Annotated in this window: 22 protein-coding genes; 15 read left to right on the forward strand and 7 right to left on the reverse strand. The window is 71.2% G+C overall.

The genetic code is table 11. The features are described from left to right. Positions 1–3 precede the first annotated feature (3 nt). Positions 4–399: a helix-turn-helix domain-containing protein gene (locus FV230_RS11245; RefSeq protein WP_147842453.1), complete on the reverse strand. Its 396-nt coding sequence runs from the start codon at positions 397–399 to the stop codon at positions 4–6. Positions 400–506: 107 nt separating this feature from the next. Between FV230_RS11245 and FV230_RS11250 the strand changes: the two genes are divergently transcribed. After that, the gene (locus FV230_RS11250) at positions 507–1,253 is read left to right on the forward strand and encodes a glucose 1-dehydrogenase (RefSeq protein WP_147842454.1); all 747 of its coding nucleotides are present in this window, start codon (positions 507–509) and stop codon (positions 1,251–1,253) included. Between the two features lie 61 nt (positions 1,254–1,314). On the opposite strand, the gene tyrS is transcribed toward FV230_RS11250, so the two are convergent. After that, positions 1,315–2,589, reverse strand: a complete 1,275-nt coding sequence (gene tyrS / locus FV230_RS11255; RefSeq protein ID WP_147726629.1) for a tyrosine--tRNA ligase — start codon at positions 2,587–2,589, stop codon at positions 1,315–1,317. Positions 2,590–2,810: 221 nt separating this feature from the next. Here tyrS and FV230_RS11260 point away from each other — a divergent pair, with 221 nt between their 5' ends. From FV230_RS11260 to ribB, 4 genes are all read left to right on the forward strand, one after another. Continuing rightward, positions 2,811–3,953, forward strand: a complete 1,143-nt coding sequence (locus FV230_RS11260) for an anhydro-N-acetylmuramic acid kinase (protein ID WP_147842455.1) — start codon at positions 2,811–2,813, stop codon at positions 3,951–3,953. 55 nt (positions 3,954–4,008) lie between these two features. Further along, a complete protein-coding gene (locus FV230_RS11265) occupies positions 4,009–5,106 on the forward strand; it encodes a catalase family protein (protein WP_147842456.1) in 1,098 nt (365 codons plus the stop codon). 140 nt (positions 5,107–5,246) lie between these two features. Continuing rightward, positions 5,247–6,341 carry a chorismate synthase gene (gene aroC, locus FV230_RS11270; RefSeq protein ID WP_147842457.1) on the forward strand — a complete coding sequence of 365 codons (1,095 nt, stop codon included), beginning with the start codon at positions 5,247–5,249 and terminating at the stop codon, positions 6,339–6,341. Positions 6,342–6,411: 70 nt separating this feature from the next. Further along, entirely contained in the window at positions 6,412–7,488 is a 1,077-nt protein-coding gene (gene ribB, locus FV230_RS11275; RefSeq protein ID WP_147842458.1) for a 3,4-dihydroxy-2-butanone-4-phosphate synthase, read from the forward strand. On the opposite strand, the gene FV230_RS11280 is transcribed toward ribB, so the two are convergent. From FV230_RS11280 to FV230_RS11290, 3 genes are all read right to left on the reverse strand, one after another. Then, on the reverse strand, positions 7,428–10,613 hold the full coding sequence (locus FV230_RS11280) for an efflux RND transporter permease subunit (RefSeq protein WP_147842459.1): 3,186 nt from the start codon (positions 10,611–10,613) through the stop codon (positions 7,428–7,430). The two genes, ribB and FV230_RS11280, sit on opposite strands and share 61 nt — an antisense overlap. 4 nt (positions 10,614–10,617) lie before the next feature. Further along, complete coding sequence (locus FV230_RS11285; protein ID WP_147842460.1) at positions 10,618–11,727, reverse strand: efflux RND transporter periplasmic adaptor subunit; 1,110 nt, start codon at positions 11,725–11,727, stop codon at positions 10,618–10,620. Positions 11,728–11,901: 174 nt separating this feature from the next. Beyond that, positions 11,902–12,828 (reverse strand): histone deacetylase family protein, encoded by a 927-nt coding sequence (locus FV230_RS11290; RefSeq protein ID WP_147842461.1) that lies wholly within the window; start codon positions 12,826–12,828, stop codon positions 11,902–11,904. Positions 12,829–13,015: 187 nt separating this feature from the next. On the opposite strand from FV230_RS11290, the gene FV230_RS11295 reads away from it, so the two are divergent. The 10 genes from FV230_RS11295 to FV230_RS11335 all read left to right on the forward strand — a co-directional run bounded on the left by FV230_RS11295 (position 13,016) and on the right by FV230_RS11335 (position 19,876). Beyond that, positions 13,016–13,594 carry a L,D-transpeptidase gene (locus FV230_RS11295; RefSeq protein ID WP_147726986.1) on the forward strand — a complete coding sequence of 193 codons (579 nt, stop codon included), beginning with the start codon at positions 13,016–13,018 and terminating at the stop codon, positions 13,592–13,594. A 392-nt stretch (positions 13,595–13,986) separates the two neighbouring features. Beyond that, a complete protein-coding gene (locus FV230_RS11300; RefSeq protein ID WP_147842462.1) occupies positions 13,987–14,430 on the forward strand; it encodes a hypothetical protein in 444 nt (147 codons plus the stop codon). Between the two features lie 149 nt (positions 14,431–14,579). Then, positions 14,580–16,598: an acetyl/propionyl/methylcrotonyl-CoA carboxylase subunit alpha gene (locus tag FV230_RS11305; RefSeq protein ID WP_147842463.1), complete on the forward strand. Its 2,019-nt coding sequence runs from the start codon at positions 14,580–14,582 to the stop codon at positions 16,596–16,598. 30 nt (positions 16,599–16,628) lie between these two features. Further along, on the forward strand, positions 16,629–16,859 hold the full coding sequence (locus tag FV230_RS11310; protein WP_147842464.1) for a hypothetical protein: 231 nt from the start codon (positions 16,629–16,631) through the stop codon (positions 16,857–16,859). Then, positions 16,856–16,981 carry a hypothetical protein gene (locus FV230_RS31230; protein WP_279593141.1) on the forward strand — a complete coding sequence of 42 codons (126 nt, stop codon included), beginning with the start codon at positions 16,856–16,858 and terminating at the stop codon, positions 16,979–16,981. The genes FV230_RS11310 and FV230_RS31230 overlap by 4 nt, the downstream gene beginning before the upstream one ends. A gap of 24 nt (positions 16,982–17,005) precedes the next feature. Then, the gene (locus FV230_RS11315) at positions 17,006–17,437 is read left to right on the forward strand and encodes a gamma-glutamylcyclotransferase family protein (protein ID WP_147842465.1); all 432 of its coding nucleotides are present in this window, start codon (positions 17,006–17,008) and stop codon (positions 17,435–17,437) included. Between the two features lie 131 nt (positions 17,438–17,568). Next, on the forward strand, positions 17,569–18,375 hold the full coding sequence (locus tag FV230_RS11320) for a formate/nitrite transporter family protein (RefSeq protein WP_246694827.1): 807 nt from the start codon (positions 17,569–17,571) through the stop codon (positions 18,373–18,375). 52 nt (positions 18,376–18,427) lie between these two features. After that, entirely contained in the window at positions 18,428–18,709 is a 282-nt protein-coding gene (locus tag FV230_RS11325; RefSeq protein ID WP_147842467.1) for an acylphosphatase, read from the forward strand. 130 nt (positions 18,710–18,839) lie between these two features. Further along, positions 18,840–19,598 (forward strand): DUF599 family protein, encoded by a 759-nt coding sequence (locus tag FV230_RS11330; RefSeq protein ID WP_147842468.1) that lies wholly within the window; start codon positions 18,840–18,842, stop codon positions 19,596–19,598. A 47-nt stretch (positions 19,599–19,645) separates the two neighbouring features. Beyond that, positions 19,646–19,876 carry a DUF3253 domain-containing protein gene (locus tag FV230_RS11335; protein WP_147726996.1) on the forward strand — a complete coding sequence of 77 codons (231 nt, stop codon included), beginning with the start codon at positions 19,646–19,648 and terminating at the stop codon, positions 19,874–19,876. Here FV230_RS11335 and FV230_RS11340 read toward each other — a convergent pair. Together FV230_RS11340 and FV230_RS11345 are read right to left on the reverse strand one after the other, a co-directional pair. Beyond that, positions 19,849–20,673, reverse strand: coding sequence for a YdcF family protein (locus FV230_RS11340; RefSeq protein ID WP_147842469.1), 825 nt, complete (start codon positions 20,671–20,673; stop codon positions 19,849–19,851). The genes FV230_RS11335 and FV230_RS11340 overlap by 28 nt on opposite strands. A 27-nt stretch (positions 20,674–20,700) precedes the next feature. Then, on the reverse strand, positions 20,701–21,398 hold a 698-nt coding region (locus tag FV230_RS11345; RefSeq protein ID WP_246694828.1), incomplete at its 5' end, for a ribonuclease activity regulator RraA.

Genomic DNA, 21,398 nt, shown 5'->3' on the forward strand with positions numbered 1-21,398 from the left:
GGCCTACTCCGCGGGCGACGCTTCGCTGCCGCGTGCCGCGGGCGCCGACGGGCCGGCACCGGGCGACCCGTCGCAGGCTCCGGACGCGTAGGCGTTGATGATCGCGCCGAGCAGGCCCGGAAAGCGCGCCTCGACCTCGGCGTAGCGCGACTCGTTGCGCATCTCCACGCCGTGGCGCGCACTGCGGATCAAGCCGGCTTCGCGCAACACCTTGAAGTGCGTCGACAGCGACGATTTCGGGATCACCCGGTCTCCAAGGGCGGAGACGGCCGAGCACGCCTCGACGCAGCCCGCGCGCATGATCCGTGCGAAGATCGCCGCGCGGTTCGGATCGGACAGGGCGTGGAGGATCGCGTCCGGGCGCACGTCCTCCATCGCGGGATGGAACAGGGATCTCATGATTTCGGCATATGGGGGCTTGATCCGCGCGACATTAGTTCCGAAATCCCGAACTATGGGAATACGGCGGCCATTCCGGTGCCGGCCCATGCCGAGGGTTAGCATACATGTCCAAGCTCGCAGGCAAAGTCGCCGTCGTGACCGGCGCATCGAAGGGCATCGGTGCCGGCATCGCCAAGGCGCTGGCAGAGGACGGCGCGGCGGTCGTCGTGAACTACGCATCGAGCAAAACCGGCGCGGAGGCGGTCGTCGCCGCGATCACCGCGGCCGGCGGCCGGGCGATCGCGGTCCAGGGCGACGTCTCCCAGGCCGCCCAGGCGCAAGCGGTGATCGAGGCGGCGGTGACGGCATTCGGCCGGCTCGACGTGCTGGTCAACAATTCCGGCGTCTACGACTTCGCGGCGATCGAGGAGATCACCGAGGCGCATTACCGCAAGCTGTTCGACGTCAACGTGCTCGGCGTGCTGCTGGCGACCCAGGCAGCCGCCAGGCACCTCGGCGAGGGCGGCAGCATCGTCAACATCTCGTCGGCGATCACCCACGTGCATACGCCGACTGCGGCGGTCTATGCCGGGACGAAGGGCGCCCTCAACGCGATCTCGGGGGTGCTGGCCAACGAGCTGGCGCCGCGCCGGATCCGGGTCAACACGGTAAGCCCGGGCTACGTGGTGACCGAGGGCACCCATTCGGCCGGCATCGCCGGATCCGAGATGGAAGCCGGCTTCGTCGCGCAGACCCCGCTCGGCCGCGCCGGCGCGCCGGACGACATCGCCCGGGTGGTCGCCTTCCTCGCCTCCGACGACGCGCGCTGGCTCACCGGCGAGGTGATCACCGCGAGCGGCGGCATCCGCTGACGAACGGCCTCGCATAAAGACGAAGCCGAGCCCGGTCCGGGCCCCGCTTCGCCGCGAGCGGTCACGCCACGCGCAGCAGCACGTGGCGCTTCTTGCCGAACGAGAGCTTGATCACGCCGGTCTTGGCGAAGTCGGCGGTGCGCAGCACGGCGCGCTCGTCGGTGAGGACCACGTCGTCGATGCGCAGGCCCCCGCTCTTGATCTGGCGGCGGGCCTCGCTCGTGGACGGCACCAGCTTGGCGTATTCCGGCCCGAAGGCGCTGAGCACGCCGAGGCCGGCATCGACGAGGTCGCGCGAGACAGTGACGCTCGGCAGGTCCTCGGCCAGCGTCCCCTCGACGAAGGTCTTCCGCGCGGTCTCGGCGGCGGCGTCCGCCGCCTCGCGGCCGTGCATCAGCGCCGTCGCCTCGGTGGCGAGCCGCACCTTGGCCTCGTTGATCCCGGCCCCGCCCTTCGCGGCAAGGTCGGCGATCTCGGGCAGCGGGAGGAAGGTGAACAGCTTGAGGAAGCGCGCGACGTCGGCATCCTCGGTGTTCCGCCAGAACTGCCAGTAATCGTACGGCTTCAGCATCCCGGCATCGAGCCAGACCGCGCCGGCGGCGGTCTTGCCCATCTTGGCGCCCGACGCGGTGGTCAGCAGCGGGCAGGTCAGCCCGAGCAGGCCCGGGACGCCCATGCGGCGGCCAAGATCGATGCCGTTGACGATGTTGCCCCACTGGTCCGACCCGCCCATCTGCATGGTGCAGCCGTGGCGGCGGTTCAGCTCGACGAAGTCGTAGGACTGGAGGATCATGTAGTTGAATTCCAGGAACGAGAGTTCCTGGTCGCGCTCCAGCCGCATCCGCACGCTGTCCATCGACATCATGCGGTTGACCGAGAAATGGCGACCGACGTCGCGCAGCATCTCGATGTAGTTCAGCTTGGTCAGCCATTCGGCGTTGTCGACCATGATCGCGCCGGTCGCCGAGCCGTCGAAGGCGAGGAACCGGGCGAAGGTCTTCTGGATGCCGGCCTTGTTGGCCTCGATCTGCTCCAGGCTGAGGATCTTTCGCGATTCGTCGCGCCCCGAGGGGTCGCCGACGCGGGTGGTGCCGCCGCCCATCAGCGCGATCGGCCGGCCGCCGGTCTTCTGCAGCCAGTGCAGCATCATGATCGACAAGAGGTGGCCGATATGGAGCGAGGCCGCGGTGCAGTCGTAGCCGACGTAAGCCGTGAGCCGCCCCTCGGCCGCGGCCGCGTCCAGCGCGGCGAAGTCCGAGCACTGGTGGACGTAGCCGCGCTCGCTCAGGACTTTCAGGAACTCGGATTTCGGCGCGAAGGGCTCGGCGGCGGTCATGGGAGGCTCGGACTTCTCGGTTCGAAGCGGGCGGCTCCGGCACGGGACCGGACCGGTCCTGCGCGCTGGCGCGTCCGCTCGCAAAAGGGCATGAGGCGGCTGAGTGTCACTCGCAAAACCTCCGTCGCGTCGTCGTCGCCATCTCGGGCGCCCGCAGGGATCGGATGTTTTGCGAGGGTCACCCATAGCAGGACGACCGGCGAAAGGCACGGGGGCAGGTCATGACCATGATGCGCGCGATCGGCCTGATGAGCGGCACGTCGCTCGACGGCGTGGACGTCGCCCTGATCGAGACCGACGGCGAGGCCGTCCACGTGGTCAAGGGCCACAACAACTACCTCGAGCCCCTGGGGCCGACCGGCTACCGCGGCTATTCCGAGGACGAGAAGGTCCTGCTGCGCGCCGCCACCAAGGACGCCGAGGGCGTCGTCGCCCCCGGCGACCGGCCCGGCCGGCTGCCCGAGGCGGAGGCCTTCGTCACCGAGGCGCATGCCCAGGCGGTCGAGCAGTTCCTCGCCGAGAACGGGCTCTCGGCCGCCGACATCGACGTGATCGGCTTCCACGGCCAGACGGTGATCCACCGCCCGGACCAGCGCATCACGATCCAGATCGGCGAGGGGCAGGCGCTCGCCGACCGTTTGCGCATTCCGGTCGTCTCCGACCTGCGCCGCGCCGACATCGAGGCAGGCGGCCAGGGGGCGCCCCTGGTGCCGGTCTTTCACCAGGCGCTGGCCGCGGCCTCGGGGTTCGAGGGCGCCTACGGCATCCTCAACATCGGCGGCGTCGCCAACGCGACCCTGGTCGACGCGAAGGGCGGCGTGATCGCCTTCGACACGGGGCCCGGCAACTCGCTGATCGACGAGTGGATGCAGGAGCGCGAGGGCAAGAATCTCGACGACGGCGGCCGCACCGCCGCGCGCGGGCGAGCCGACGAGCCGCTGCTGGCGTGGCTGCTGACGCACCCGTTCTTCTTCCGGCGGCCGCCGAAATCGCTCGACCGCAACTGGTTCTCGCACAAGCTCGCGGGCCAGCTCTCGACCGAGGACGGCGCGGCGACGCTCACCGCCTTCACGGCCCGCGCGGTCGCCCGGGCGCTCGACCATGCCCCGGAGATCCCGGCCCGCTGGATCGTCGCGGGCGGCGGGGCCCGCAACGGCGAGCTGGTGCGGCTCTTGAACTACCACCTGCGCGCCGAGATCACGACGGCCGACGCCATCGGCTGGTCCTCGGCCTTCCTCGAGGCGCAGGCCTTCGCGCACCTGGCCGTGCGCTCGCTCAAGGGTCTGCCGATCACGTTTCCGTCGACCACCGGCGTGCGCGAGCCGATGACCGGCGGCGTCCTGGCGCGACCGCGGGATACCTGAGCGCCAAGCGCGGTTCACCCCGGAGCGATTCTCGAAGAGCTTCAGAGCGAGCCCCATGACCGACCGCGCGACCCCGATCCGCTATCACGACAACGTCGAAACCCCGGCCCCCGACGAGAACCACGTCATCGACGAGATCATCGCCTCGATGACCCGCGAGAGCGAGTCCACCGCCGCACGCTACAAGCACGCCGTGCGCGCCTCGCACGCCAAGATCAGCGGCATCGTCGTCGGCGAGCTCCAGGTGCTGCCGAACCTGCCCGCGGAGCTGGCCCAGGGCCTGTTCGCGACGGCGGGCACGCATCCGGCGATCGTGCGGTTCGCGCAGGGGCCGGGCGAGCTCCTGAAGGACAGCGTCTCGACCCACCGCGGCATGGCGATCAAGGTGCTCGGCGTCGCCGGCGAGAAGCTCGCCGGTCACGCGGCCGACACCCAGGATTTCGTGCTCGCCACCGGGCCGGTCTTCCCGAACCCGGACGCGAAGGGCTTCCTCGGCAGCATGAAGCAGCTCGAAGCCGGCACCAAGGCGCCGGAGGCGGTGAAGGTCGCGGTCTCGGCGACGGCGCGGGCAGCCGATTCGGTCGTGAAGGCGGTGACCGGCAAGAGCGCGCCGCTGCTTGATTTCTTCGGACACCAGCCGCTGCATCCCCTGGCCGAGCCGTACTACTCGCAGGCGGCGCTGCGCTACGGCGACCACATCGCCAAGATCGCCGCGTTCCCGGCCGCGCCCGCGCAGGAGGCCCTGGCGAAGGAGGAGCTTCACCCCGGCGACGACCCGGACACCTTCCGCCACGCGGTCGCGGCCTTCTTCCGCGGCCAGGAGGTGGTGTTCGAGATCCGCGTGCAGCTCTGCCTCGACCTGAACGACATGCCGATCGAGGACGCCTCGAAGGAATGGTCGGAGGAGGCCAGCCCCTACCGCACCGTCGCCCGCCTCGTGCTGCCGGCGCAGGACGCGACGAGCGAGACCCGTCGCGCCTACGCCGACGACGTGCTCTCCTTCCGTCCCGCCCACAGCCTCGCGGCGCACCGTCCGCTGGGCTCGCTGATGCGGGCGCGGCTGAAGACCTACCAGGCGCTCTCGAGCTTCCGCCATGCCCGCAACGGCGTGCCGGAAACCGAGCCGCGCGCCATCGAGGAGGTGCCGGCCTGATCGCCCGCATGGGCGCCGCCAGTCGGCGTCGCGCCGAACGCTCTCCCTTCCCCTTCGGGGGAGGGAGGCGGCCACCCAACGCAGACGCAACGCGGCCCCGATTTGTGCCTCCGCCGCCCGCGCGCTAGAGCACGCGCACGATGTCCCACAACACGTTCGGCCACCTGTTCCGCGTCACCACCTTCGGCGAGAGCCACGGGGTCGCCCTCGGCTGCGTCGTCGACGGGTGCCCGCCCGGGCTGATGCTCGAGGCCGAGGAGATCCAGGCCGAGCTGGACCGGCGCAAGCCCGGACAGTCGCGCTTCACCACCCAGCGGCGCGAGCCGGACCAGGTGAAGATCCTGTCGGGCGTGTTCGCCGACGACCGCACCGGGGGCCGCCAGCTCACCACCGGCACGCCGATCGCGCTGATGATCGAGAACACCGATCAGCGCTCGAAGGACTATTCGGAGATCCGCGACAGCTACCGCCCGGGCCATGCCGACTACGCCTACGACGCCAAGTACGGCATCCGCGACTATCGCGGGGGCGGGCGCTCGTCGGCGCGCGAGACCGCGGCGCGGGTCGCGGCCGGCGCCATCGCGCGCAAGGTGATCCCCGGCGTCACGATCCGCGCGGCTTTGGTGCAGATGGGTCCGCACGCGATCGACAGGTCGCGCTGGGATTGGGAGGCGGTCGGCGCCAACCCGTTCTTCTGCCCCGACGCGGCGACCGCGAAATTCTACGAGGACTACCTCGACGGCATCCGCAAGGACGGCTCGTCGATCGGCGCAGTGATCGAGGTGGTGGCCGAGGGCGTGGCACCCGGCCTCGGCGCGCCGATCTACGGCAAGCTCGACGCGGAGCTGGCCGCCGCGATGATGTCCATCAACGCGGTCAAGGGCGTCGAGATCGGCGACGGCTTCGCCTCGGCGGCGCTCCGCGGCGAGGACAACGCCGACGAGATGCGCGCGAGCAACGACGGGCGCCCGACGTTCCTGGCCAACCATGCCGGCGGCGTGCTCGGCGGCATCTCGACCGGCCAGCCGATCGTGGTGCGGTTTGTCGTGAAGCCGACCTCGTCGATCCTCACGCCCCGGCGCACGGTCACGGGCGACAACCGCGACGTCGACCTGATCACCAAGGGCCGCCACGATCCCTGCGTCGGCATCCGGGCCGTCCCCGTCGCCGAGGCGATGATGGCGTGCGTGCTCGCCGACCACCATCTCCGCCATCGGGGGCAGGTCGGCACCTGACTTCGGCGCCTCACGTCGGCGTCTGACGCCCGACCGTCCCCGGACGCAAAGCCCATTCGAGTACCGAACCGTGCCCCACACCTCCGTCACCTCCGCCATCGAAGCCTTCGCCCGCGGCGAGATCGTCGTTGTCACCGACGACGACGATCGCGAGAACGAGGGCGACCTCGTCGTCGCCGCGATCCATTGCACGCCGGAGAAGATGGCGTTCATCGTCCGCAACACCTGCGGCATCGTCTGCGCGCCGGTGACGGTCGCGGAGGCGCGCCGCCTCAACCTCGCGCCGATGGTCGCCTCGAACGACGCGCCGCTCGGCACCGCCTTCACCGTCACGGTGGACGTGAAGCACGGGCTGACCACCGGCATCTCGGCCGAGCAGCGCTGCAACACCGTGCGGGCGCTCGCCAACGGCAACATGGGCGCCGACGACTTCGTCCGCCCCGGGCACGTCTTCCCGCTGATCGCGCGGGACGGCGGCGTGCTGATGCGCTCAGGCCATACGGAAGCCGCGGTCGACCTGTGCAAGCTCGCCGGCCTGCCGCCCGTCGGCGTGATCTGCGAGCTCGCCAACGACGACGGCACGGTGATGAAGGGGCCGCAGATCGCGGCCTTCGCCGAGACGCACAGCCTCGCCCGCGTCTCGGTGGCCGACCTGATCGCCTACCGCCAGGCGCGCGACAAGCTGGTCGAGCGCGTCGGCCACTTCCCGGTCGAGACCGAGTTCGGCCCGATGACGGGCTACGCCTACACCACGCCGTTCGAGGCGATCCAGCAATTCGCCTTCGTCCACGGCGACATCGGCGACGGCCGCAACGTGCTGGTCCGGCTCCATCGCTCGGACGTCGTCGCCGACGTGATCGAGGGCGGTCGCCAGATCGAGACGGTGATGCGCCGGTTCGCGCGGGAGGGCCGCGGCATCCTCGTGTACCTGCGCGACGGCACCGCCGGGGTTCCGCTGAACCGCGTCGCGGACGAGGGCACCGAGGCGCAGCGCGTGCGCCAGTGGCGCGAGGTGGGCCTGGGCGCGCAGATCCTGCGCGACCTCGGCGTGGTCTCGATCCGCAACCTCTCGACCTCGGCCCGCGCCTATGTCGGCCTGTCGGGCTTCGGGATCGAGATGCTCGGCGACGAGCCGCTGGAGGGATAGTCCGCGACGAACCGGCCGTAGCGCAGCGCCAAGGCCGGCAGGATCGCGAGGTTCAGCACCGTCGAGGTGACGAGCCCGCCCAGGATCACGATCGCCATCGGCCCCTCGATCTCGCGCCCCGGCTCGCCGGCGCCGAGCGCCAGCGGCAGCAGGCCGAGGCCGGTGACGAGGGAGGTCATCAGGATCGGCACCAGCCGGTCGCCGGCGCCCTCCGCGGCGGTGGCGGCGTCCCAGCTGCGCTCCTCGCGGGCGACCATGTGCTCGTAATGGGCGATCAGCATGATCGCGTTGCGCAAGCTGATCCCGAACAGGGTGACGAAGCCGACGATCGAGCCGAGCGAGACCACCGCGCCGGTCGCCGCCACGGCGAGCACGCCGCCGACGAAGGCGAAGGGCAGGTTGACCAGCACCAGCACGAGGTTGCGCACCGACCCGGTGACCACCGCGAGCAGCAGCACGATGCCGAGGCCGGCGAGCGCAGAATAGGTCAGCAGGTCGGCGCGCGCCCGCGCCTGCGTCTCCGCGGCGCCCTCGAAGGCGACGTAGACGCCGGGCGGAAGGGTCACCTCCTTGGCGACCTTGCGCTTGGCCGCCTCGACGAAGGAGGCCACGTCGCGCCCCGTCACGTTGGCGGTCACCGCCTGAACCCGCTGCGCGCCCGCGTGCTGGACCTGGTAGCGCCCGGCCGTCTCGTAGACGTCGGCGACCTGGGCCAGCCGGATGTAGCTGCCGCTCGTGGTCCGCAGCGGCAGGTCGCCGAGGCGGGTGAGGTGCGCGCGGGTCGCCCGGTCGAGGACGACGATCACGTTGAAGACGGCGTTGCCCTCGTAGGCCTGGCCGACCACGTCACCCTGGTAGGCGGTACGGACGATCTCCAGCACCTCGATCGCGTCGAGGCCCCAGTGGCGCAAGTCGTTCCGGCGTAAGGACACGGTGATCTGCGGCAGGCCGGCGGGGGATTGCTGCTGCACGTCGGCGGCGCCCCGCACCTCGGCGAGCTCGCGGGCGACGTCGCGGGCCGCCGCCTCGATCCGGTCGAGGTCGGCGCCGAACACGTTGATCACCACCGGCGCGGTGTAGCCCGAGACCGTCTCCTCGATGCGCTCGGTGAGGAAGGTCTTGAGCGAGAACGCGGCGCCGGGCGTGCCCGCCATCAGCGCGCGGATGCCGGCCTCGCTCCGCCCCTGCGCCGCGCCGTCGAGGCCGGGCTCGAGGTCGATGTGGATCTCGCTGTAATGCGTGCCGGCCGTGTCCTGGCCGGCCTCGGCCCGCCCGACCTGCTGCGCCACGGCGCGGACGCCGGGCACCGCCTTGAGCCCGGCGGTCATGCGCGCGCCGAGCCGCAGCGATTCCTGCAGCGAGGTGCCCGGCGCCGCCGCCATGTGCAGGATCAGGTGGCCCTCCTTGAGGTCCGGCAGGAAGGTGCCGCCGAAGAAGGGCAGGGCGGCCGCGCCGGCGAGGGTGAGGAGGACGGCCGCCGTCGCCGCCCAGCCGAAGCGCCGCTCGACGGACCCAAGCATCCGCGCGTAGGCGGCGCGCGCGATCCGCATCACCGGGGGATCGCGCGCGGGCAAGTCCTTGCGCGCGACCAGCGCCATCGCGAGCGCCGGGGTGACCGTGAGCGCCACCGCGAGCGAGGCCACCACCGCCAGGATGTAGGCGAGCGCCAGCGGGCCGAACAGGCGCCCGGCGACGCCGGTGAGCGCCAGCACCGGCAGGAACACCAGCAGCACGGCGAAGGTGGCGTAGGCCACCGCACCCCGCACCTCGAGGATCGCGTCGCGCACCACCCGCGCGACCGGAAGCGGCACGGCGAGGCGGCGGTTCTCGCGCAGGCGCCGCACCGCGTTCTCGATGCCGATCACCGCGTCGTCCACCACCTCGCCGATGGCGATGGCCAGCCCCCCGAGGGTCATCGTGTTGAGGCTCTCGCCCATCGCCCCGAGCACCAGCACGGCGGCGAGCAGCGAGAGCGGGATCGCCACCGCGCTGATGACGGCCGTGCGCCAGTCGAACAGGAACACGAACAGCACCACGACGACCAGGATGCCGCCGAGCGCCAGCGCCTGCAGCACGTTGCCGTTGGCCTGGGCGATGAAGTTCGCCGGGCGGAAGAGGTCGCCGCGCAGCACGATGCCGTCGCGCGCCAGCCCGGGCCGAAGCTCGTCGAGGGCCGCCTCGACCCGGCGCGTCGCCTCCAGGGTGTTGGCGCCGATCTGCGCACCGACCATCAGGAGGATGCCGGGCCGGCCGTCGACGAGCGCCGCGCCGATCGGCGGCTCGGGGGCGGCGACCACGGTGGCGACGTCGCCGAGCACCACGCTCGCGCCGCCCTCGTTGACGAGCACCGTGCGGGCGATCTCCTCCGGCGTCAGCGACTGGCCTTCCGTCTGGAGGGCGATGCGCTGGTTGGGGGTGTCGACGAAGCCGGCTCCGCGCACCCCGGTGGCCTTGCGCGCGGCCACGAGCACGTCGTTCAGGCCGAGGCGGAAGCGGATCAGGTCGTGCGGCCGCACCTCGACCTGGAAGGCGCGCACCGCGCCGCCGTAGACCGAGACCTGGGCGATGCCGGGCACCGCGAGCAGCCGCAGGCGCACCCGCCAGTCGGCGATCGTGCGCAGGTCGAGGGCGGAGCGGCTCTCCGAGGTCAGCCCGACCAGGAGCACGGTGCTGGTCGAGGAGGTCAGCGCGGTCATCGCCGGCGGCAGCACGCCCTGCGGCAGGCGCCCGGCGAGGCTCGCCAGCCGCTCGGTCACGAGCTGGCGCACCCGGTAGATGCTGCTGCCGGCGTTGAAGGTGGCGGTGATGACCGACAGGCCCTGGATCGAGCTCGACCGCAGGGTGGCGAGGCCGGGAAGCCCGTTGACGGCGACCTCGACGGTCTGGGTCACCAGGATCTCGACCTGCTCCGGGTTGAGCCCCGGCGCCTCGGTCTGGATCACCACCGAGGGCGGCGCGAACTCGGGGAAGACGTCGTACTTCGCCTGGCCGAGGCTGGCGGTGCCGTAGACCAGCAACGCCAGCGCCAAGGCCACGACGATGCCGGGGAAGCGGATCGCGAAGGCGACCAGGGCGGCCTGCGGGCCGACGGGATCGGGCGCGGCGGGGCTTTGATCGGACGACATCGGCTCAGTCGTCGTCCGCGCCGCCGGCGGCCTGCGCCTGGGCCTTCATCTCCTCCGACAGCAGGGCCTGCGCGCCCCGCATCACGATCTCGGTCTCGCCGGCGAGATCCGCGACGACGAAGCCGTCGCCCGAGAGCGCGGGGTCGGCGCCGAGCGCGTGGCGGGCGAACCCGGTCTCGCCGACCGCGCGGTAGAACCAGGCCCCGCCCTGCCAGTGCACCACCGCCTCCTCGGGCACGAGCACGCCGGTGGCGGCCCGCGACGAGGTGATGAAGGCCAGCGTGCTCATGCCGGGGAGGAGGCCGCTGTCGCCGGAGACCGTGTAGAACGAGCTGAGGCCCTGGATGCGCTGGTCGGTGCGGGTCGCGGCTGAGACGAAACGCAGCGCCACGCGCTCGCTCTGCGGCGGCACCTCCGCGAAGGCCGCGCCGGGCCGGCCCTTCAGCGTCTCCCCGGGCGGCAGCGTCACCTGCACCAGGAAGTCGGCGCGCTCGATCAGCCGGGTCACGAGGACCGAGCGCTCGACGATGCCGCGGCCGATCACCGGCCCCCATTCCTGCTGCGCGGTAGCGCTGAGCGTCCGCACCTGCGACTGCGCGGCGGCGAGCGCCGCCTGGTCGGTCTGGAACGTGCCCTCGGTGGTCTCGATCTGCACCTGCGTCGCGTAGGGCCCGAGGGATTTGGCGCGCTGGAACGCGGCGCGCGAGACCTCGACCCGCGCCTGCGCGGTCTGCAGCTGCGCCGTCGCGGCGGCGTAGGAATTCGTGAGCTCCGTCACCCGCGCGAGGTCGAGGACGCTGCCGTAGGCCTGGATCTCGATCGGGTGCGATTCGGGCTGCCGCCGTGCGGTCTCGAGGCCGATCCGGGCGCGTTCCTCGGGCGTGAGCACCACGACGACGCGTCCGCCCTCGACCGCGGTGCGCTGGGGGGCAGCGAATGGCGTGGGCTTGGCGGGGGCGGGGGCGGACCTGGCCGCATCGCGCGCCACGAAAAGGTTCGTCAGCCGTGAAGCGACCTGCCGAACGTCGTCGCCGGCGAAAGCCGCGACGAGCGCCACACCGGCCAGCCCGATCGCCGTCGCCCAAACCAGCCCGTAGCCACGCCTCTGCCGCACCCGATCCACCCCATCGACGAGCGGCCGCCATGCCGGCCGACGCCGGGCGTGGCATTACCACATAATCCCGGTTCCGATTGCCGAATTATCCTGAAACCCGACGATGACGATCGTTGGCTACACTTTCCCGACGATCCCCCCCTCTCGGGGGAGGGAGGGCACCCGATCTTTCCCTCATCGCCCCATCAGCGCGTCGACATGCGCCGACACCGAGCGGCCGAGGCCGTCGAGGCTGTAGCCGCCCTCCAGCATCGAGACGAGGCGGCCGCCGGCGTGCCGGTCGGCGACCTCCATCAGCTTGCGCGTGGCCCAGCCGAAATCGGCTTCGGTCAGGCGCAGGTTGGCCAAGGGATCGAGGTGATGGGCGTCGAAGCCGGCCGATAGGATGATCACGTCGGGCGCGAAGGCGTCGACGCGGGCGAGGATGCCGGCCTCGAACGCCTCGCGGAAGACCGCGCCGTCGTCGCCCGGGCGCAGGGGCACGTTGACGATGGTGTCCTTCGCGCCGCGCTCGGAGGCCGCGCCGGTGCCGGGAAACAGCGGCATCTGGTGGGTCGAGGCGTACATCACGTCGGCATCGTCCCAGAAGATGTCCTGCGAGCCGTTGCCGTGGTGCACGTCCCAATCGACCAGCGCCACGCGGGTCGCGCCCTTGGCGCGGGCGTGGCGCGCGGCGATGGCGGCATGGTTGAACAAGCAGAATCCCATCGCCCGGGTGCGCTCGGCATGGTGGCCGGGCGGGCGCATGGCGACGAAGGCGTTGCTGCATTCGCACCCCATCACCGCATCGACCGCCATGATGCCGCCGCCGACGGCGCGAAGCGTCGCCTCCAGGCTGCCCGGGGACATCAGCGTATCCGAATCGATCGCGACCATCCCGTCCTTGGGCGAGGCCTCGACGATCGCCTCGACATAGGCGGCGGGGTGGGCGAGCGTGGCGACCGAGGCCTCGGCCTGCGGCGCCATGGTGCGGACGAGGCCGGAGAAACGCTCGTTCTCCAGGACGCGCTCGATCGCGCGGATGCGGTCGGGCCGCTCGGGATGCCCCTCGGGCACGGCGTGGTCGAGGGCGGCCGGGTGGCTCACGTACAGGGTCGTCACGATCATCCCTCCGGCTGTGCGCGCCGCCTCGCTGCGGACGCACCTGTCGCAAAGCGGCAACAGCGCTTGGCATTGTGCCCGCGGGCAACGCGGGACGCTACGCCGAAGTGCCTCGTCCGCCTATGCTTCGGTCAGTTTCCGTCAACCCTGGTTCGAACGGCGGAAGCCCACTCGAGAGAGGCCCGCCATGCGCTTCGCCCCGATCATCGCGTGTGCCGTGCTGCTCTCGGGCTGCAACTTCAAGGCGGTGCCCGATCCGGCCCTGTCGGCACGGGACACCGCCTTCATGGCGCTGGTGCCGGACGCCGAGTTCGACCCGCACTTCGCCCGCTACCAGGTCACCGACCCGACGAAGGAGCAGCCCGGCACCATCGTGATCGAGACGATGGAGCGGCAGCTCTACCTCGTGCTGCCCGACGGCAAGGCGATGCGCTACGGCGTCACCGTGGGCGACGAGGCCTATGGCTGGAAGGGCACCGCCACGGTCGACCGCAAGGCGGAATGGCCGGCCTGGAACCCGCCGGCCGAGATGATCAAGCGCTGGCCGCACGTCCACCCGATGCAGGGCGGGCCGGGCAACCCGCTCGGCGCCCGCGCGCTCTACCTCTCCGACAAGGGCCGCGACACGCTCTACCGCATCCACGGCACCAACGAGCCGGAGAAGATCGGCCAGGCCGCGTCGTCCGGCTGCATCCGCATGCGCAACATCGACGTGGTCGACCTGTTCAACCGCGTGCCGGTGGGCGCGACGGTGATCGTGCGCTGAGGGCGGACGACCTTCGGTCCGTTTCCCCTCGTCGTTCCGGGGCTGCGAAGCAGAGCCCGGAACCCAGAGCCGCCGACGCCAGCCGGATCCGCCACCGCCGGTGGCTCTGGATTCCGGGCTCGCCTGCGGCGCCCCGGAATGACGGGATAGCGGTGAGCGGGTGACGTTTCATCTGCGTTCCCGGAGAGCGGGCGACGATCGTGCGGTCTCGACAGATGCCGGCATGTCGCTCGAAAAAAGCAAGATTCTCGAAACGCTCATTCGTGAGCACGCTTTAACCTGAACGCCGGTTCAGATTTGGTCGTTAACCTCTGAAGACGATCTCGTCTCCTACAGTCCAATACACACGAGGACAGGCGGCGACCGAACAAAGGTCGCGGAGGAATTCGGTCATGATCAACGTTTCTCTTCAAGACTTCTGCAACCATGCCGTCGCCGAGGGCCGCATCGCGGCGGCCGACGTGCAGGCTCTGCTGCGCGACGTGCTGCCGGACGGCATCGCCCATCGCGACGAGACCGACATGCTGATCGCCCTGGAGCGGGCGGTGCCCGACGCCGACCCGGCCTTCGCCGACGCGCTGGTCGCCCTCGTGGTCGACTTCGCGGTCTGGGGCGAGCGTCCCTCGGGCTACGTCGACCGCGCGGTCGCCGCCTGGCTTTCGGCGTCGCTCGCCGGCCTCACCGGCCCGACGCCGGCCGGCGCGCGAATCGCCGTCGAGGTCGTCCGGGAGGCGCAGGGGAGCGCCGAGGCGCTGATGGTGTTCGCGATGGAAGCCAACCGCTGGACCCGCGAGCCGGCCAGGACCGACCGGCCGCGCTTCGCGCTGGCCGCTTGAAACGAGACCAAAAACTTTTGACCGCGGTCGCCCAGGCATCGGCCGCCGGCACAGCTTCCGTCGCCTGCGGATCTGCTTTATCGGGAACGCTCTATCCGGCTCACGCCAAGCCGCTTCCTGAAGACGACCAGACCCGAGCGCGATAAAAGATGTTCGACAAGATCCTGATCGCAAACCGGGGCGAGATCGCCTGCCGCGTCATCAAGACGGCGCGGCGCATGGGCATCAAGACCGTGGCGGTCTACTCGGACGCCGACCGCGACGCGGTCCACGTGGCGATGGCCGACGAGGCCGTCCACATCGGCCCGGCGGCGGCGGCGCAATCGTACCTCGTCATCGAGAAGATCATCGACGCCTGCAAGCAGACCGGGGCGCAGGCGGTGCATCCGGGCTACGGCTTCCTGTCCGAGCGCGAGGCCTTCGCCAACGCGCTCGCCGAGGCCGGCATCATCTTCATCGGCCCAAACGCCGGCGCCATCGCCGCGATGGGCGACAAGATCGAATCCAAGAAGGCGGCGGCCGCCGCCAACGTCTCGACGGTGCCGGGCTTCCTCGGCGTGATCGAGAGCCCCGAGCACGCCGTCGAGATCGCCGACGGCATCGGCTACCCGGTGATGATCAAGGCGTCCGCCGGCGGCGGCGGCAAGGGCATGCGCATCGCCTACGCCTCGGGCGAGGTCGCGGAGGGCTTCGCCCGCGCGAAGTCCGAGGCCGCCTCGTCCTTCGGCGACGACCGGGTGTTCATCGAGAAGTTCATCACCGATCCGCGCCACATCGAGATCCAGGTGATCGGCGACAAGCACGGCAACGTGGTCTACCTCGGCGAGCGCGAGTGCTCGATTCAGCGCCGCAACCAGAAGGTTATCGAGGAGGCACCCTCGCCCCTCCTCGACGAGGCCACCCGCCGGAAGATGGGCGAGCAGGCGGTCGCCCTAGCGAAGGCCGTGGACTACGATTCCGCCGGCACGGTCGAGTTCGTCGCCGGCCAGGACAAGTCGTTCTACTTCCTGGAGATGAACACCCGCCTCCAGGTCGAGCATCCGGTCACCGAGATGATCACCGGCGTCGACCTCGTCGAGCTGATGATCCGGGTGGCGGCCGGCCAGACGCTGCCGCTCACGCAGGATCGGGTGACGCTCGACGGCTGGGCGGTGGAGAGCCGCGTCTACGCCGAGGATCCGACCCGCAACTTCCTGCCCTCGATCGGCCGGCTCACCACCTACCGGCCGCCGGAGGAGGGCACGTTCGGCACCGGCAAGGTCCGCAACGACACCGGCGTGGAGGAGGGCGGCGAGATCGCGATCCACTACGATCCGATGATCGCCAAGCTCGTCACCTGGGCGCCGACCCGCGCCGAGGCAATCGAGCTCCAGGCCGAGGCGCTCGACGCCTTCGCCATCGACGGCATCCGCCACAACATCCCGTTCCTCGCCGCCCTGATGGCGCATCCGCGCTGGCGCGAGGGGGCGCTGTCCACCGGCTTCATCGCCGAGGAGTTCCCGGAAGGGTTCTCCGCGCCCGAGCCGAAAGGCGCGGTGGCGCAGCGGATGATGGCGGCCGCGGCCGCCATCGATAACAAGCTCAACGCGCGCAAGCGCGGCATCTCCGGCCAGATGCGCGCCCCCGCGCTGCTGCACTTCGAGCGCGACCGGGTGGTGATGCTGGCCGGCGAGGCCTTCCCCGTCACCGTCGATCCGCACGAGGATGCGCTGGCGCAGAACTGCCTCGTCGTCACCGAGGCCGACGGCACCACCCACGTCGTCGAGAGCGACTGGCGCCCGGGCGAGCCGGTCTGGACCGGCACGATCGGCGCGCAGCGCGTCGCGATCCAGGTGCGCGGGCTGCTCAACGGCGTCGCGCTCCAGCATGCGGGCGCCGCGGCCGAGGCCCGCGTCTACACCCGCCGCGAGGCCGAGCTCGCCGCGCTGATGCCGGTGAAGGAGGATGCCGGCTCCGGCAAGCAGGTGTTCTGCCCGATGCCCGGCCTGGTGAAGCAGATCCTGGTCACCGGAGGCCAGGAGGTGAAGAACGGCGAGGCCATCGCCATCGTCGAGGCGATGAAGATGGAGAACGTGCTCCGCGCCGAGCGCGACGCCACGGTGGCGAAGGTCCACGCCAAGGAGGGCGAGAGCCTCGCCGTCGATGCGGTGATCCTGGAATTCGCCTGACTCGCGTCAGCCGATCGAGGCGATCGCCCGGTGCGTGCGGCGAACATCGAGCAAACGAAGCTCCTCGCGACGGCGATCAACAATGTCGCCGTGGCGTTCATCGTGATCGGCTTCGTCACGCCGATCACCGCTGCAAGCTTCAATCTCGGCGGTGTCGGACCGCTCCGATCGGAAAGCACGGTGTTGACCCTGGTCTGGCTTTTCACCGGGATCGGCATACATTTAATCGCGAGGCGCATCCTGCGAGGTATCACGCCGTGAATTCCGGCCAGATCTTCGTCGTCTTCGGCATCCCGGCGATCGCATTGGCGACCGCCTATCTCGCCATGCGCGCGAACGAATGGGCGATCCGCCGCGACGAGCGCCTGCCGCCGGGCGAGTAGTCGATTCCGGCCGATCCGAAATCCATGCCTCTCTACTTCGCCTACGGCGCGAACATGGATGCCGCCGCCATGGCCTCCCGCTGCCCGGCTTCGCGGCTGATCGGGCAGGGCCGGCTGCACCGCCACCGCTTCATCGTCATGCGCGAGGGCTACGCCTCGGTGGTGCGCGACGGGCGCCACACGGTCTGGGGCGTGCTGTGGGAGCTGGCCCTCGCCGACGTCCCCGCCCTCGACCGCTACGAGGGCGTTGCCGGCGGCCTCTACGTGAAGGCCTCGCAGCCGGTCGCGACCGCGGGCGGCGTCAAGCGCGCGCTGATCTATCTCGGCCGCTCCACCGCCTGCGGCGTGCCGAAGCCCGGCTATCTCGAGGCCGTGCTCGCGGCGGGCGAGGCGGCGCAGCTCCCGGCCCCCTACCTGCGCGAGGTGCGCGGCTGGCGTCGCGGAGCGCCGACCTAGGTGCGACGCAGATGCCGCGGCTTCAACGTCCGGTTTGGCCCTGACTTTGCCTGCTCCCGGATCGCAGAACATCGAACACCGGGAGCCTTCCGCCAATGGACTTCGTTAAACCTACGGACATGGCCGCGACCATGAGCGATTCGGGCGTCATGCGCGCCGAGCTGTCGATCCGCGACATGCTCGTGCGCGGCATGATGGCGGGCGCGCTGCTCGGCATCGCCACCAGCCTCGCCCTCACCGGGGCGGTGCAGACCGGCGTGCCCTTCGTCGGCGCCATCGTCTTTCCCGTTGGCTTCGTGATGATCGTGTGCCTCGGGCTCGAGCTCTGCACCGGGAACTTCGGCATCCTGACGCTGTCCTGGATGGAGAACCGGATCGGGTTCGCGCCGATGATGCGCAACTTCGCCTGGAGCTTCATCGGCAACCTGCTCGGCAGCGTGCTGTACGCGCTGCTCCTGGTGATCGCGCTGACCAATGCGTGGCACACGCCCATCGCCGGCGTCGCGCAGAAGCTGGTCGAGATCGCCTCGGCCAAGACGATCGCCTACGAGAACCTCGGCACGGCCGGGATGCTGACCTGCTTCGTCAAGGCGATGCTGTGCAACTGGATGGTCTGCCTCGGCGTGACGATGTCGATGATGTCGACCTCGACCTTCGGCAAGATCCTCGGCGCCTGGCTGCCGATCTTCCTGTTCTTCGCGCAGGGGTTCGAGCATGCGGTGGTGAACATGTTCGTCATCCCCGCCGGCATGATGCTCGGCGCGCCCGTCCATTTCAGCGAGTGGTGGCTGTGGAACCAGATCCCCGTCACGCTGGGCAACTTCGTCGGCGGGGTGCTGTTCATCTCGGTGGCCTGGTACCTGACCTACCGTCAGAAGACCGTCGATCCGGCCCGCGTCGAGGGCCGTCCGCAGGGCCGCGCCGCCATCGCCCGCTGAGAACGACCCGACGCGGCCGGACACCTCGGGCGTCCGGCCGCGTTGTGCCGTCATGAGCGAGATCACAAGCGTCGTCGTCGTCGTCGTCGGCCGGGTCCAGGGCGTCACCTATCGCGCCTGGACCCGGCGCGAGGCCGAGGCGCGCGGCCTGTCGGGGCACGTGAGCAACCGCGCGGACGGGGCGGTCGAGGCCGCGCTCACCGGGCCGGCCGACGCGGTCGAGGCGATGGTGCAGGCGTGCTGGGCCGGGCCGCCCGGCGCCCGCGTCGAGCGGGTCGAGGTGACGGCCGGCGAGCCGTCCGCCGGCGCCTCCGGGTTCGCGATCCGGCGGTGAGGGGTCCCGCGCATGGACGGCCTGCTCCGGCACGCCTCGACAGCGCGCGCCGCACCGCGGTAGCCATCCCGCGGTCCCGATGCGCCCACGGCCGGCGCGGCGCGCGGGCCCGATGGGCACCCCGGGGACGATGACCGACCTCCCTTCCACCACGCTGCTCGCCGCCTACCTGCCCTCCGGGTTCTCGCCGATCGACCTCGGCGCGCTGATCTACTTCGTGCTGGCCTGGCTCGGCTACGGCCTCTCCGTCGGGCGCCTGCGCGGGCGGATGGTGTCGCTGAGCCAGATCATGAACGCGCAGCGCGAGGAATGGGCGCGCCAGCTGATCGTGCGCGACAACCGCGTGGTCGACACCACGATCAACGCCTCGCTGCAGAACGGCACCGCCTTCTTCGCCTCGACGTCGCTGATCGCGCTCGGCGGCGTGCTCACCCTGTCGCGCTCCGGCGACGACGTGCTCAACCTGTTCGGCACGCTGCCCTTCGGCACGATCGCCACGCGCACGACCTGGGAAATCAAGGTCGCAGGGCTCGCGGTCGTGTTCGTCTATGCCTTCTTCAAGTTCGCCTGGGCCTACCGGCTGTTCAACTACAGCGCGATCCTGCTGGGGACCGTGCCGCCGAAGGGTTCGGGGGCGAGCGAGTCCGCGATGTTGCACGCCGCACGGCGCGTGGCGGCGATGAACACCGCGGCCGGGCTCCACTTCGCCCGCGGGCAGCGTGCGTTCTTCTTCGCGTTGGCGTATCTCGGGTGGTTCGTCAGCCCCTATTTCCTCGTCGCCTCGACGACGGCGGTCGTGTTCGTGATGTGGCGGCGCCAGTTCGTCTCCGAGATCCGCACGATCCTGCTCGCCGACGGCGCCCCGCCCGCCGAAGGATCCACGCCGTGAGCGACGACCGCACCGGAACCCGCAGCGAGGACGCGATCGAGGAGACGATGCTGCGTCTCGTGGCCGAGCGCGGCCCCGGCAAGACCATCTGCCCGTCGGAGGTCGCACGCGCGCTGGCGGGGTCGGATCCGGACCAGTGGAGCCCCCTGATGCAGCCGGTGCGCCGCATCGCCGTGCGCCTGACCAAGGCCGGCCGCCTCGCCATCCTGCGGAAGGGCAAGCCCGCCGATCCGGACGATTTTCGCGGGATCTACCGGTTGTCGCTCCCCGAGGGCTGATCCGCCGGCCCCGGCAGCAGCGCGTCGGTGTAGCCGGCAAGCCGGTAGACCGCGAGTCCGATCCATTCCTTCACCGCCAGGTCGAGCACCAGCAGCCCCTCCGAGGCGAAGCTGCCGAAGCGCAGCGCGTCGCGCGGGCCGCGGGTGCGGTAGTCGACGGGGAAGGCGACGACGTCGAAGCCGGCCGCGCGGAAGCAGCCCATCGCCCGCGGCATGTGGAAGGCCGAGGTCACCAGCAGCCAGCGCTCGCCCGGCTTCGGCTGGGCCATCGCGGCGGAGAACAGCGCGTTCTCGCGGGTGTTGCGCGAGCGGTTCTCCAGGATCAGCCGGGTGCGCGGCAGGCCGAGGGTGTCGGCGTCGCGGCTGACGATGTCGGCCTCGGCGATCGCCCCGTCGACGAGGCTGCCGCTGCCGCCGGAGAACATCAGCCGCGCCTGCGGGTAGCGGCGGGCGAGATCAGCCATGTAGATCGGCCGCTCGCCGGCATCGTTGACGACCACCTGCCCGCGGCCGGACGACAACCCGGCCTCGATCCCGCCGCCGAGCACGATGATGCCGTCGGGCGGGCGATCGTCGGCGTAGGCCGGGAAGCGCTGCTCCAGCGGCAGCACCGCCCAGGCCGAGAGCGGCGACAGGCCGCCTGCGAGCAGGCCGAGGAGGCCGAACGCGCTCAGAGCTCCGCCGAGGCGCCGCCGCGCGGTCGCGAGCGTCAGCGCGACGCCGACGAGCCCAACGAGGGCGAAGACGTTCGACGGGGTGATCAGGAAGAAGATCACCTTCGAGAGCGGGAAGAACATCGGCGCGGGTCCGGCGGGCGTCGGACCTCAGGCCCTCGTCTCGGCCTCGTAGCGGGCCAGGGTTTCGGCGTCCGGCGGCAGCAGGGTGGCGAGGCTCGCGCCCTTCTCCGCCTCGCGGGTGAGCCAGAGATCGAGGCGCTGCTGCTCGACCGCCTCCAGCGCCACCGCCTCGGCGATGTCGGCCGGGATCACCACCACGCCGTCGGGGCCGCCGACCACGACGTCGCCGGGATGCACCGCGGCCCCGGCGCAGGCGATCGGCTCGCCGGAGCCCGCAAGCTGAAGCGTACCCTCGCCCGGCGCGAACGCGGCGTCCCAGACGGCGAGGCCGCTCTCGGCTGCGAGGCAGCCGTCGGTGACGAGGCCGGCGACGCCGCGGGCGGAGAGCCGCGCGGCCAGGATCGCGCCGAAGGGGAGGGCGAGCCCGGAGCGGCCGGTATCGACCACGACGACGGCGCCCTCGGGCACCGCCTCGATCGCCTCCGCGAGCGAGCGCGCGACCTCGCCGCGCGCCGGGATCATCCGCAGCGTCACGGCCGGCCCGACGGCTCGGCCCGAACCGGCGATGCCGGAGAGCGCGCAGGCCGGGACGCCGCGGCGCGCCAGGGCGCGGGCGAGGCTCGCCACGGTGACCGCGGAGAGGGCGTCGCGCAGGGTCGGGTCGAGGGCCATCGGGGTGCGGTCTCCGGGCGGGCTGCCTGACGCCCAAGTGGGTCGCGCAGGGG

Origin of the sequence: Methylobacterium sp. WL6 (assembly GCF_008040095.1) — a bacterium.
Lineage (GTDB): Bacteria > Pseudomonadota > Alphaproteobacteria > Rhizobiales > Beijerinckiaceae > Methylobacterium.

Bases quoted from the DNA above. Each gene is read 5' to 3' on its own strand.
- FV230_RS11300 (WP_147842462.1), top strand. From the start codon at position 13,987: ATGATCAACGTTTCTCTTCAAGACTTCTGCAACCATGCCGTCGCCGAG.
- FV230_RS11295 (WP_147726986.1), top strand. From the start codon at position 13,016: ATGCGCTTCGCCCCGATCATCGCGTGTGCCGTGCTGCTCTCGGGCTGC.
- tyrS (WP_147726629.1), bottom strand. From the start codon at position 2,589: ATGACCGCCGCCGAGCCCTTCGCGCCGAAATCCGAGTTCCTGAAAGTC.
- FV230_RS11325 (WP_147842467.1), top strand. From the start codon at position 18,428: ATGAGCGAGATCACAAGCGTCGTCGTCGTCGTCGTCGGCCGGGTCCAG.
- FV230_RS11330 (WP_147842468.1), top strand. From the start codon at position 18,840: ATGACCGACCTCCCTTCCACCACGCTGCTCGCCGCCTACCTGCCCTCC.
- FV230_RS11315 (WP_147842465.1), top strand. From the start codon at position 17,006: ATGCCTCTCTACTTCGCCTACGGCGCGAACATGGATGCCGCCGCCATG.
- FV230_RS11250 (WP_147842454.1), top strand. From the start codon at position 507: ATGTCCAAGCTCGCAGGCAAAGTCGCCGTCGTGACCGGCGCATCGAAG.
- FV230_RS11260 (WP_147842455.1), top strand. From the start codon at position 2,811: ATGACCATGATGCGCGCGATCGGCCTGATGAGCGGCACGTCGCTCGAC.
- FV230_RS11280 (WP_147842459.1), bottom strand. From the start codon at position 10,613: ATGTCGTCCGATCAAAGCCCCGCCGCGCCCGATCCCGTCGGCCCGCAG.
- FV230_RS11340 (WP_147842469.1), bottom strand. From the start codon at position 20,673: ATGTTCTTCCCGCTCTCGAAGGTGATCTTCTTCCTGATCACCCCGTCG.
- FV230_RS11245 (WP_147842453.1), bottom strand. From the start codon at position 399: ATGAGATCCCTGTTCCATCCCGCGATGGAGGACGTGCGCCCGGACGCG.
- FV230_RS11305 (WP_147842463.1), top strand. From the start codon at position 14,580: ATGTTCGACAAGATCCTGATCGCAAACCGGGGCGAGATCGCCTGCCGC.
- FV230_RS11335 (WP_147726996.1), top strand. From the start codon at position 19,646: ATGCTGCGTCTCGTGGCCGAGCGCGGCCCCGGCAAGACCATCTGCCCG.
- FV230_RS11320 (WP_246694827.1), top strand. From the start codon at position 17,569: ATGAGCGATTCGGGCGTCATGCGCGCCGAGCTGTCGATCCGCGACATG.
- aroC (WP_147842457.1), top strand. From the start codon at position 5,247: ATGTCCCACAACACGTTCGGCCACCTGTTCCGCGTCACCACCTTCGGC.
- FV230_RS11265 (WP_147842456.1), top strand. From the start codon at position 4,009: ATGACCGACCGCGCGACCCCGATCCGCTATCACGACAACGTCGAAACC.